Annotated in this window: 9 protein-coding genes; 7 read left to right on the top strand and 2 right to left on the bottom strand. The window is 30.6% G+C overall.

Annotated elements, in window-relative coordinates:
• Positions 1–70 precede the first annotated feature (70 nt).
• From EG57_RS0202530 to EG57_RS0202505, 6 genes are all read left to right on the top strand, one after another.
• On the top strand, positions 71–1,675 hold the full coding sequence (locus tag EG57_RS0202530) for a xylulokinase (protein ID WP_032075735.1): 1,605 nt from the start codon (positions 71–73) through the stop codon (positions 1,673–1,675).
• 108 nt (positions 1,676–1,783) lie between these two features.
• Complete coding sequence (locus EG57_RS0202525; protein WP_032075734.1) at positions 1,784–3,139, top strand: sugar porter family MFS transporter; 1,356 nt, start codon at positions 1,784–1,786, stop codon at positions 3,137–3,139.
• A 421-nt stretch (positions 3,140–3,560) separates the two neighbouring features.
• Entirely contained in the window at positions 3,561–4,259 is a 699-nt protein-coding gene (gene araD / locus EG57_RS0202520) for an L-ribulose-5-phosphate 4-epimerase (protein ID WP_032075733.1), read from the top strand.
• A 19-nt stretch (positions 4,260–4,278) separates the two neighbouring features.
• Positions 4,279–5,745: an L-arabinose isomerase gene (araA, locus tag EG57_RS0202515; protein ID WP_032075788.1), complete on the top strand. Its 1,467-nt coding sequence runs from the start codon at positions 4,279–4,281 to the stop codon at positions 5,743–5,745.
• A gap of 260 nt (positions 5,746–6,005) precedes the next feature.
• Entirely contained in the window at positions 6,006–8,399 is a 2,394-nt protein-coding gene (locus EG57_RS0202510) for a phosphoketolase family protein (RefSeq protein ID WP_032075732.1), read from the top strand.
• A 102-nt stretch (positions 8,400–8,501) separates the two neighbouring features.
• A complete protein-coding gene (locus EG57_RS0202505; protein WP_032075731.1) occupies positions 8,502–9,539 on the top strand; it encodes an aldose epimerase family protein in 1,038 nt (345 codons plus the stop codon).
• Between the two features lie 168 nt (positions 9,540–9,707).
• Here the strand turns inward: EG57_RS0202505 and EG57_RS0202500 are convergent, their stop codons facing one another.
• Entirely contained in the window at positions 9,708–10,856 is a 1,149-nt protein-coding gene (locus tag EG57_RS0202500) for an aminotransferase class V-fold PLP-dependent enzyme (RefSeq protein ID WP_032075730.1), read from the bottom strand.
• A 254-nt stretch (positions 10,857–11,110) separates the two neighbouring features.
• On the opposite strand from EG57_RS0202500, the gene moaA reads away from it, so the two are divergent.
• On the top strand, positions 11,111–12,067 hold the full coding sequence (gene moaA, locus EG57_RS0202495; RefSeq protein ID WP_032075729.1) for a GTP 3',8-cyclase MoaA: 957 nt from the start codon (positions 11,111–11,113) through the stop codon (positions 12,065–12,067).
• Positions 12,068–12,106: 39 nt separating this feature from the next.
• Here the strand turns inward: moaA and EG57_RS0202490 are convergent, their stop codons facing one another.
• Complete coding sequence (locus EG57_RS0202490; protein WP_032075728.1) at positions 12,107–13,315, bottom strand: EAL and HDOD domain-containing protein; 1,209 nt, start codon at positions 13,313–13,315, stop codon at positions 12,107–12,109.
• Between the last annotated feature and the right edge of the window lie 239 nt (positions 13,316–13,554).

Genomic DNA, 13,554 nt, shown 5'->3' with positions numbered 1-13,554 from the left:
TGTACGTACATGAGTGGTATATTTATTTAAAAGAAACCGTTTACTAATATTTTAAGAGGAGGTCATTCTAGTGACTATAAAAGAAAAAATAGTAGAAGAAATTCAAAATGGTAAGACATCACTAGGAATAGAGTTTGGTTCTACTCGCATTAAAGCTGTTCTTATTGGAAACGATTTTCAACCGTTAGCTAGTGGCAGCTTTGAATGGGAGACAAGCTTAGAAAATGGGGTTTGGACATATTCATTGGAAGAAATCTGGAAGGGATTACAATATAGTTATCAAAAACTTTTTGCTGAGGTAAAAGAAAAATATGGAGTTACACTTTCCAAAATTGGGTCTATTGGTTTTTCAGCAATGATGCATGGATATATGGCATTTGATGAGCAAGGAAATCTACTTGTGCCATTTAGGACTTGGCGTAATACAATGACAGAAGAAGCAGCGAAAAAGTTAACAGAGTTGTTTAAATTTAATATTCCAGAGAGATGGAGCATAGCTCATTTATATCAAGCTATTCTTCATAATGAACCTCATATTGAAAAGATAGATTTTCTAACTACTTTAGCTGGATATATTCATTGGCAATTAACAGGTGAAAAAGTTTTGGGTATTTGTGATGCATCAGGAATGTTTCCAATTGATATGAATACTCATAATTATGATAATAATATGTTAGAAACCTTCAATAAGTTGCCTGAAGTTAAAAAATATTCATTAAATGTAGAAAAACTTTTACCAAAGATTTTAGTAGCCGGAGAAAGTGCAGGTGTTTTAACTCCAGAGGGAGCTAAAAAGCTTGATGTTAGTGGAAACCTTCAAAGTGGAATCCCGTTATGCCCACCTGAAGGAGATGCAGGAACAGGAATGGTTGCAACAAATTCAGTTGCACCACGTACAGGAAACATATCTGCGGGTACATCAATTTTTGCTATGGTTGTTCTTGAGAAGCCACTTAATGAGGTTCATACAGAGATCGATATGGTAACAACACCTATAGGTGATTTAGTAGGAATGGCTCATGCAAACAATGGCTATTCTGATATAGATGCATGGGTAAATATCTTTGATGAATTTACTAAAGCTATAAATGTTAAGATTCCAAAGGATCTTCTTTACATGGGACTCTATAGTCAAGCATTTTTAGGTGATCCTGATTGTGGAGGAATTCTTACATATAACTATTTAGCAGGTGAAAACATTACAGGTGTTTCAGAAGGTAGACCTCTAGTTGTAAGAAAACCAAAAAGTAATTTTAATTTGCCAAACTTTATGAAAGCACATCTCTTTACTTCTTTAGGAGCACTTAAAATTGGTATGGACATTCTTCTTAAGGATGAAGGAGTGAAACTTGATAAGTTACTTGGTCACGGTGGATTATTCAAGACGCCTATTGTGGGACAAGAAGCAGTTGCTGCAGCAGTAAATACACCAGTATCAGTTATGAAAACTGCAGGTGAAGGTGGTGCATGGGGAATTGCACTCTTAGCAAGCTATTTGAAAAATAAAGAAAATGATTTAACATTGTCAGAATTTCTATCAAAAAAGGTTTTTGCTGGCTATGTAGCCGATGAAGTAAAGCCTGAGTCAAAAGATGTTGAAGGCTTTGAGAAATTCATGGATCGCTATAAAAAGGGAATTCCTATTGAACAAGCAGCAGTGGATTATTTAATTTAAATAAATACCATATGTATAGTTAAATATAATTAAGGTAATATTAGAAACTAACTCCACTAAAGAAAACAATAAATATTATTTAACCAATGAGTAAGGAGGAAAATTACAATGAAGAAAAAAATATCTCCAACATTAATTTACTTTTTTGGAGCTTTTGGAGGATTCATGTTTGGGTATGATATCGGAATAATTAACGGTGCTTTACCTGGAATTAAGACAACATGGCATATTAATCCATGGTTAGAAGGGTTAATTACTTCTGGATTGTTTGTAGGAGCTATGATTGGTGCTTCACTAATGGCTTCATTAGCAGACCGTTTTGGTCGTCGTAAGATGATTATGTGGAGTGCTATTGTATTTGCAATCGGTGCTATCGGATCTGGTATTTCTAGCAGTACAAGCTTTCTAATTGGTGCTCGTATTATTTTAGGGGTAGCTGTAGGTGGTGCTTCGGCATTAGTTCCAATGTATATGGGAGAAATTAGTCCTGCTGAAACACGTGGAAAGCTATCGGGATTAAATCAATTAATGATAACAGTTGGAATGCTTATTGCATATGGTGTAAATTATGGATTTGCAAATGCATTTGAAGGATGGCGTTGGATGCTTGGTGGTGCTATGATACCAGCTATGGTTTTACTGTTTGGAACATTTGTGTTACCAGAATCACCAAGATTCTTAGTTCGAATTGGAGAAAAGGAATCTGCACTACAAGTGTTGCAAACGTTACGTTCTTCTGAAGAAGCTCAAATTGAATATCAGGAGATTATTAATTCAAAACATTCTGATTCAGGTTCATTTAAAGATTTGTTTGGTAAAACAGCTCTACCTGCTGTAGTTGCAGGTTGTGGTTTAACACTATTACAGCAAATCCAAGGTGCAAATACAATTTTTTATTACTCATCACAAATTCTAGAGAAGGTTTTTGGTTCAGCAATTGGTGGAGTTATTAGTACAGTTGGTATTGGTGTTGTTTTTGTATTAGCAACTATTATAACTTTATTAATTGTAGATAAATTTAAACGCCGCAGTCTATTTATGTCAGGATCTATTGGAATGGGAGTATGTCTATTATTGGTTGGATTAATTTACCCTTCAGCTGAAGCTAATCATACATGGGCAATGTGGACTGTATTTTTCTTTATATGCTTGTATGTTGTTTTCTATGCATATTCTTGGGCTGCCGTTACATGGATTGTAGTTGGTGAATTGTTCCCAAGTCATGTTAGAGGAATTGCTACTGGTATTGCATCAACAGTAAATTGGTTTGGTAATATTTTAGTTGCTTTATTCTTCCCAATATTGCTTCAAACAGTAGGTTTATCTGTAATATTCTTTGGTTTTGCTGCAATTTGCATTATAGGGTTCTTATTTGCAAAATATGTTCTTTATGAAACAAAGGGAAAATCATTAGAAGAAATTGAAATGTATTTATACAATCGTTCTATTGGAAAAGTTTCGTAAATTATTTAAGTTTCTTAGAATATATACGTACCTTTTAAAATGAAGTCGCTTATTAAAGCTATTAAATAATAAACAGGTACGTACATGTTAGTGAACGCATGGAAAACTTTCATTCTATGAAAATAAATTTGGACATAAAGGTATAAGAAACATCAGAAAACCTTCATAATTAAGCTTTCTATATGGTACTAAAGATGAATGTGAATATAATGTTTTTGCATAAATAAATGTGAAAAATAGATTTGAAAAAATTTATACGTATAAATTTTAAATTTCGTTGACTGTTATACGTATAAATAGTATTATATATGTAAAATCGTTTTTAAGATGTAGATTTAAAATTATAATTCAAGAAAGAAATTTAAATGTTATTAAGTATCTAGAGCAAATTAATAAAGTTACAGCTAAGGAGGATTAATTTATGCTAGAGGATTTGAAGAAAAGAGTACTAGAAGCTAATCTGATGCTTCCAAAGTATGGAATGGTTACATTAACCTGGGGCAATGTAAGTGGAATTGATCGTGAGAAGGGGTTAATAGTAATTAAGCCAAGTGGAGTTGAATATACAAATATGAAGGCTGACGACATGGTTGTTGTAGACTTAAATGGCAATGTTGTAGAAGGTAATTTAAATCCTTCTAGCGATACGCCAACTCATATAGTTTTATATAAGAAATTTACTGATATTAAAGGTGTTGTTCATACACATTCACCTTGGGCTACTTCTTTTGCTCAAGCAGGAATTTCTATTAAAGCAGCTGGGACTACTCATGCAGATTATTTTTATGGTGACATTCCTGTAACACCACAAATGACTGCAAGTGAGATAAATACAGAATATGAAAAGCAGACAGGAGACGTAATTGTTAGGACTTTTAAAGATAATGATATTGATCCTAATAATATACCAGCAGTATTAGTAAATGACCATGGTCCTTTTACTTGGGGAACAGATCCAGAAAATGCAGTACATAATGCATTAGTTTTGGAAGAAGTAGCAAAAATGACATATCATTCATTACAATTGAATCCTCATAATATCAGAATGGATCAAGTTTTATTGGACAAGCATTTTAAAAGAAAACATGGGAAAAACGCATATTATGGACAGAAAAAATAAAAAAAGAGGGATGATTAAGATGTTAAAAAATAAAAAATTAGAATTTTGGTTTGTAGTAGGAAGTCAACATTTATACGGAGAAGAAGCATTAGCTCAGGTTAAAAAGAATTCTGAAGAAATTATAAAATGTTTAAATGCAAGCGGAAAATTACCATATCCTATTGTATTTAAAGCTTTAGCAACATCTGCTGATAAAATTACAAGTATTATGAAAGAAGTAAACTACAAAGATGAAGTAGCTGGTGTTATAACATGGATGCATACTTTTTCACCTGCTAAAATGTGGATTGCCGGAACGAAATTATTACAAAAACCTTTATTACATTTAGCAACTCAATTTAATGAGAACATTCCTTGGAAAACAATAGATATGGACTATATGAACTTACATCAAAGTGCTCATGGTGATAGAGAATATGGATTCATCAATGCTAGATTAAACAAACACAATAAAGTAGTTGTAGGTTACTGGAAGAAAGATGACGTTCAAAAGCAAATTGCTGAATGGATGCAGGTAGCTGTAGGTTACATTTTGAGCCAAGATATTAAAGTTGCACGTTTTGGTGATAATATGCGTAATGTTGCTGTTACTGAAGGAGATAAAATAGAAGCTCAAATTCAATTTGGATGGACAGTTGATTACTTTGGTATTGGTGATTTAGTTGCTGAAATGAACAAAGTTTCAGAAAAACAAATTAATGATACTTATGAAGAATTTAAGAAGCTTTATATAATGGAACCAGGTGAGAATGCCCCTGAATTCTATGAAAAGCAAGTAAAAGAACAAATAAAAATGGAAATTGCTTTACGTAATTTCTTAAATGCTGGTGGATATACTGCATTTACTACAAACTTTGAAGATTTATATGGAATGAAACAATTACCTGGACTTGCAGTTCAACGTTTAAATGCTGAAGGTTATGGTTTTGCAGGTGAAGGTGATTGGAAAACTGCTGCATTAAGCCGTTTAATTAAAATCATGACTAAGAATGAAAAAACTGGATTTATGGAAGACTATACTTATGAATTAAATTCTGGCAGCGAAACAATTTTAGGTGCTCATATGTTAGAAGTAGATCCTACTCTTGCAGCAGACAAACCTAGAGTTGTTGTTAAACCATTAGGTATTGGTGGAAAAGAAGATCCTGCACGTTTAATATTTAATGGAACAACTGGAGAAGGTATCACTATATCTATGCTTGATCTTGGAACACACTATCGCATGCTTATTAATGAAGTAACTGCTGTTAAAGCTGCTGAAGATACACCTAATTTACCTGTAGCTAAGATGGTATGGCAGCCACAGCCAAACTTTGCAGATGCTGTTAAAGCTTGGATTTATGCTGGCGGCGGACATCATACTGTTCTTACTTTAGCTTTAACTTGTGAACAAGTTTATGATTGGGCTCGTATGGTTGGATTGGAAACAATTATAATAGATAAAAACACTAATTTAAGAGACCTTATTAAAGAAGTTTCAAGATAATTATTTAATAGCTAATAGTAATGCTTATTATACTTTAAGAAAAAATGACAACTATGGAATTTGTAATGGATCCATAGTTGTCAAAAAAATATTCTAATTTGTACGTATAAATAATTTAAAATTTTAAATATATGCGTATAAAATAAAGCGTTCATAATACATAATAAAATGTTGAATTACAATTAACAAAAATGAAACACTTGTTAAATATGACATCAGATGATTTCACAATGAAAAAATTACAAATCAGGAGGAATATTATGAAAGTTATAACAACAAAAGAACATACAGGTGAAGGAAATATTACACCAGAATACTTAAAAAAAGTGGATGCTTATTGGCGTGCTGCTAATTATTTATCTGCAGCACAATTATATTTATTAGACAATCCTTTACTTAAAGAACCTTTAAAGCCTGAACATTTAAAAGGAAAAGTAGTTGGACATTGGGGAACTATTCCTGGACAAAACTTTATTTATGCTCATTTAAATAGAGTTATAAAAAAGTATGATTTAGACATGATTTATGTTTCTGGACCAGGACATGGTGGTCAAGTTATGGTATCCAATGCTTATTTAGATGGAACTTACAGTGAAGTTTACCCAAATGTTGCTCGTGATATTCCTGGTTTAAAGAAACTATGCAAACAATTTTCTTTCCCAGGCGGAATTTCTAGCCATATGGCACCTGAAACTCCTGGTTCTATACATGAAGGTGGAGAATTAGGTTATTCTTTAGCTCACTCATTTGGTGCAGTTTTTGATAATCCTAGTTTAATTACTGCTTGTGTTGTTGGTGATGGTGAATCTGAAACTGGTCCACTTGCTACTTCATGGCAGGCAAATAAATTTTTAAATCCTATTACAGATGGTGCAGTACTTCCAATATTACATTTGAATGGTTACAAAATTAGTAATCCTACTATATTATCACGTATTCCTAATGAAGAATTAAAAAAGTTCTTTGAAGGAAATGGATGGAAGCCTTATTTTGTGGAAGGCGAAGATCCTAAAACTATGCATGAATTAATGGCTAATACACTTGATATAGTAACTGAAGAAATTCTTAGAATCCAAGAAAATGCTCGTAAAAATAATGATGCTGCTCGTCCTAAGTGGCCAATGATTGTTTTACGTACTCCAAAGGGATGGACAGGTCCTAAAATGGTTGATGGAGTTCCAAATGAAGGTTCTTTCCGTGCGCACCAGGTACCTCTTCCAGTAGACCGTTGTCACACAGAACATTTAGATGATTTGGTAAAATGGTTAAAGAGCTATAAACCAGAAGAATTATTTGATGAAAATGGTAGATTAGTTCCTGAACTTCAAGAATTAACTCCAAAGGGAAATAAAAGAATGGCATCAAATCCACATACAAATGGTGGTTTATTATTAAAGGAACTTCGTACTCCTGATTTTCGTGATTATGCTGTAGATGTACCTACTCCAGGAGCTACTACTTCACAGGATATGATTGAACTTGCAAAATATCTACGTGATGTAGTTAAATTAAACGAAGAAAATCGTAACTTCCGTATCTTTGGACCAGATGAAACTATGTCCAACCGTTTATGGGCATTATTTGAAGGAACTAAACGTCAATGGTTACCAGAAATAAATGAACCAAATGATGAATTCTTAGCTCATGATGGAAGAATTGTAGATTCAATGCTTAGTGAACATTTATGTGAAGGTTGGTTAGAAGGATACTTATTAACTGGACGTCATGGTTTCTTTTCAAGCTATGAAGCTTTCCTTCGTATTGTAGATTCTATGATCACTCAACATGGAAAGTGGTTAAAAGTAACTTCAGAACTTCCTTGGAGAAAAGATATAGCTTCTTTAAATTTAATAGCTACATCTAATGTATGGCAGCAGGATCATAATGGCTATACACACCAGGATCCAGGTTTACTTGGTCATATAGTAGATAAGAAACCAGAAATAGTCAGAGCTTATTTACCAGCTGATGCTAATACTTTACTTGCTGTTTTTGATCATTGTCTTCATATTAAACATAAAATCAATGTATTAGTTACATCAAAACACCCAAGACAACAATGGTTAACTATGGAACAAGCTGTTAAGCATGTAGAACAGGGTGCTAGTATTTGGGACTTTGCAAGTAATGACCAGGGACAAGAACCTGATGTAGTTATAGGTACTTGTGGTGATACTCCAACTTTAGAAGGATTAGCAGCAGTTACAATTTTACGTGAACATTTACCAGAGCTTAAAATTCGTTTTGTAAATGTAGTAGATATGATGAAACTAATGCCTGAAAATGAACATCCTCATGGATTAAGTGAAGAAGATTATAATACATTGTTTACAACAGATAAGCCAATTATATTTGCTTTCCATGGATATGCTCATTTAGTTAATCAATTAACTTATCATCGTGCTAATCATAACTTACATGTTCATGGTTATCAAGAAGAGGGTACAATTACGACTCCATTTGATATGCGTGTTCAGAATAAATTAGACAGATTTAATCTTGTAAAAGATGTAGTACAAAATTTACCTCAACTTGGAAATCGTGGTGCACACCTTGTTCAATTAATGAACGACAAAATAGTTGAACATAATAAATACATTCGTGACTTTGGTGAAGATCTTCCTGAAGTTGCTAAATGGCAGTGGCATGTGTAATTGCTAACGGATTATTATAATGATAAAATAGGAACTATTATACTAAGAAATTAGTATAATAGTTCCGTTTTTGTAAAAATATGATATGAGGGGATGAGTAACATGGTTCAAAGTGAACTATTTGGACATATTGGAGAAAAGGAAATTAGAAAGTATACAATGACAAATAGTAATGGAATGAAAGTTTCTTGTATTTCCTATGGAGCTAAATTAACAGAAATTTTTGTAAAAGACAAACAAGAAAACTTATCAAATGTTTTATTAGGTTTTGATAATTTAGATAGTTATTTAAAAGATAGAAGTATGTTTCTAGGGGCAGCCATAGGAAGAGTTGGTGGTCGTATAGCTAAAGGCAAATTTCAAATTAAAGATACTTTATATAAGGTTCCAACTAATGAGGGAGAAAATACACTACATGGTGGAGAAAATGGTTTCGATACATTAATATGGAATAGCGAAGTAGTAGAATCTAAAGATGATAACAGTATAATTTTTTATAGAACAATTACAGCTGAAGAAGATGGTTTTCCAGCAAATTTGAAGGTGAAAATAATATATACACTTAATGATAATGATGAAGTTCTAATTACTTTTAAAGGTATATCTGATGATTATACACTTTTTAATCCTACAATTCATTCATATTTTAATTTAAATAATGATTTTAGCAAATTGTTATCAGGACATACATTACAAATTAATGCAGATAACTATACTGAACTTGCTGATGATTTAGTACCAACTGGCAAATTAAATGATGTATCTGAAACACCATTAGATTTTAGAAAACAGAAAGATTTATCACAGGCAATTAAAGATGTAAAAAAACATTTTAAAATAAGTGGAATTGATCATCCTTTTAAGGTAGATAATAGTGGAAATATAGCAACTTTAATTAATCATGACACAGGTAGACGTCTTGATATTGAGTCAAATCGTAATGGATTAGTAGTTTATACTCTTAATGTTGTAGATCAGATTTGGAAGGTTCAAAATAAGAAAGTAGCGCCTGAATTTGGAGTAGCTCTAGAAGCTCAAACATTACCTGATTCAATACATCATGAAAACTTTGGAGATATAGTATTGTCACCAAATAAGCAAGAGGAATATTATATTAAATATAAATTTACTACAATATAGTAAACTTATTTTTTATACAGTAAATACCTAACTTTTACACATATAAAATTTTCACTTAATATAACATAATGCGACACAACTTTTTTAGAGGACATTTGACAGAGGACAGAGGACAATGAAGGTGAGTTTTCCTCCTTAACTGTCCTCTGAAAAGGTTGTGTCACATAATTATTTGATACATTTGTAAATGCAATCTATAGCATAATTAATTTCTTCTTCTGTGTTAGTATGACTGAAGCTCAAGCGAACAGTACCTTGAGGATAAGTGTTAAGGGTTTTATGTGCTGATGGAGCGCAATGAAGGCCACATCTGTTAAGTATTGAGTATTCACTTGATAGTTTAAATGAAACTTCCGCATTATCGCTGTTTGTAAAATCAAGAGATACAACAGCAGTTCTATTATCTATTCCATTTAAGCCTACCAATCTTACATTGTCCATGTTTTTAATCTTATTTATAAAAAGTTCTGTAAGATGAAGTTCTTTTTCTCTTATAGTTTTAAGACCTATGTCCTTTAAATAATTTAGTGAGGCATTTAATCCAAATACTCCAGGAATGTTCATAGTACCAGCTTCATATTTATCTGGCATATAATCAGGCTGTTTTTCTGAAGACGAAACACTTCCAGTACCACCTTCTATAAATGGATCAACTAGTGGTACAAGATTTGTATCTATTATAAAGCCTCCCATACCTTGAGGTCCAAGAAGTGCCTTATGACCAGTAAACGCTATAGCGTTTGCATTTAAGGCTTTAAAGTCTAAATCTAAAAATCCTGCAGTTTGAGCACTATCAATTAAAAAGTATAAATTATGTTTCTTACAGAATTCTCCAACTTGTATGAGAGGTAAAATAGTACCACATACATTAGAAGCGTGAGTCATAATAACAGCTTTTGTATTTGGTTTTAAGTATTTTTCAAGATCTTCTAAATTAAGTGTACCATCAATATTACAAGGAATCCTGGAAAATTCTACAGAAGATTTTTCCATAGAGGTTAGAGGACGCATAACAGCATTATGTTCCATAGAAGATACTAGTACATGATCACCAGGTTTTAGTAAACCTTTAATTAAAATATTTAAACTTTCAGTAATGTTTTTTGTAAAGACAACATTTTCAGGAGTATCAAAGTTAAAAAAAGAACAGATTAAATTACGAGTATCAAAAAGTACTCGTTGAGCTTGAAGAGCAGAGGCATAAGCACCTCTATTTACATTACAGCCTATATTTGTTATATAATTTACCATACTTTCAGCAACTCCTGGTGCTTTAGGAAAACTTGTTGCGGCATTATCAAAATATACAGAATTCATTATTGTACCACCTCTTAAGTAATTATAATTTTAAAGTAATTATAACATTATAAGAAGAAATGCTAAAGCTAATAAAAATATTTCTTATATAGATATTATTTTGGAAAATGAAGAAATTTTTGAAAAATTTAAAATATTTCATGCTGAAACCATTAAAAAAATATAAATTGTGTTGAATAATATTTAAAAGCGTTATATGATATTAAGTAACACGAGAATATATACTAATATTTATAATTAAAGGTGGGTATAAAATGATTGATAACTATGGAAGAAATATAGACTACCTTAGAATTTCCCTTACAGATAGATGTAATTTAAGATGCATATATTGTATGCCTGAACAGGGTGTACTTAAAAAATGTCATGAAGATGTCATTAGATTTGAAGAAGTTTTAAAGATTATAAGAGTAGCAGTTCCTCTTGGAATAAAAAAAATAAGGTATACAGGTGGAGAACCTTTAATATTAAAAAATATAAGTTCATTAATAAGTGAAACTTCTAAAATACAACAAATTAAGGATATAGCTATAACTACTAATGGAATACTTTTATATGATTTAGCTGATGAGTTAAAAGAAGCAGGCCTTAAGAGAGTAAATATAAGTTTAGATACTTTAAAAGAAGATAAGTTTAGTTATATAACTAGGGGTGGAGATTTAAATAAAGTATTAAAAGCAATAGAAAAATGCATAAATCTGGGTATTAAAGTAAAAGTTAATACAGTACTTATAAAAGGTATAAATGATGATGAAATAAAAAGTTTTATAGATCTTACTAGGGAAATACCTGTAGAAATAAGATTTATAGAACTTATGCCTATAGGAGAAGGTGAAAAGCTTTATAAAAATGGATTTATGTCTTCAGAAGAGGTTTTAAATGAGTTTCCAGAGCTTATACCTTTAGAATCTGATAAAAGAAGTACTGCATCTATGTACAAGCTTGTTGATTCAAAAGGTAAAGTAGGATTTATTAGTCCATTAAGTTGTAAGTTTTGTAGTAATTGTAATAGAATAAGGCTTACATCTATGGGAACAATTAAGCCTTGTCTTCATTCAGCTAAAGAAATAAATATAAGAGAATATTTAGATAATGAAGGTTTACTCACTTCAGTTTTAAAAGACATTATATATAATAAACCTTCACAACACCATTTAGAATGTGATAATAAAAGTCATAGTTTAAAAATGATGTATCAAATAGGTGGTTAAAAAAGAATAAAAGTAAAAATAGTGGCTATAAGGTAAAACTTAATAGCCATTAAGTTGTTTTAACCAGTTTAAGGATTCAAAATAGCATAGTGATAAATCTTCATCACTAACATTTAATTTTTTTGAATATAAATCCACCTCGTGCCAAAGTCCTTTTTCATAAAAAGTTATTAATTTAATTATTGAACTTAATATATTTTCTTTATTTAATAGAGCATCTTTAATTTCAACTGATAAACACAGATCTTTTATTATTATTTCAATGGGTTGATTTAAAATTACATCAATAAATGAAAGTAAACCTGTAATGTACGAACTGTAACTTTTGTATTTTAAGCCCATTTTAATACATAGTAATTCTGCAAATTTAGCTCTAATAAGTGTACAATTTATTAATTCATTTGGTTTATTTTCTGCTAGAGAACGTATTATAACTACATATATCCATTTTTTTATTTCTCTTTCTCCAAGCAATGAAATTGCTTGTTTTATTGAGTTTACTTTGTTTTTTAATGAAAATGCTGTTGAGTTTACTAATCTTAATAATTTAAAGGAAAGAGAAATGTCTATCAATATAAGCTTTTCTAAGCCCTCAATATCAAGGTTTTCCTTAGTTAATTCTTTTAAAATCTTAAAGTTAATAAGTTTATCATGTGGAATATCCTTTCCAGAAAGTATTATAGGTTTACTAAAATAGTAACCTTGAAAATATGAATATCCTAATGATTTTGCTTCATTAAATTCATCTATAGTCTCAACTTTTTCTGCAAGAAACTTAATATTATTTGAGTTTACTTTTTTTATTATATCTTTTCTTTCATATCCTTTAGTTATGGAGAAATCCACTTTTACAATATCAGCAATCTGTATAAGATTGATGTGTTTTTCATCAAATATAAAATCATCGAGGGCAATAGTATATCCTTGTTTCTTCAATTTTTTACATTCTAATATGATTTTTTTACTTGGATAAACATCTTCTAATATTTCAATTGTCACAACATTAGGAGGCAATAATGCAATAAAGTCATGATTTAATAAGTTTTCAGTAAAATTAATGAAAACATTTTTTCCATTTGTAACATTATCTATTCCTAGAGTATACAAACTATTTATTACATTTAAAGTAGCAGTATCTCCATCTTCATTTGTATATTTATTATCATAGCTATTTCTAAAAAGTAATTCATATGCTATAACTTTATTATTTTTGTTAAAGATAGGTTGTCTTGCTACAAATATGTCCATTAATATTTCACCTCCGCATAAATGCTTTATATAGTAATTATTGCATGGCATATAAAAATTTGCAATAAAATTCATTGATAGTAAAAATTAATATACATAATTTTTGAAATATTATGATTAAATATAAATAAATTTCACATATTAGTAAAAAATGTAATATTATTAAATATACTTTTGTAAAATTACATTTTTAAAAAAATTTTGATATGAAATAGTACACATATTTAAAAATAATGTTA

The organism is Clostridium drakei (assembly GCF_000633595.2).
GTDB lineage: Bacteria > Bacillota > Clostridia > Clostridiales > Clostridiaceae > Clostridium_AM > Clostridium_AM drakei.
This window is presented reverse-complemented; position numbering and strand designations above follow the sequence as displayed.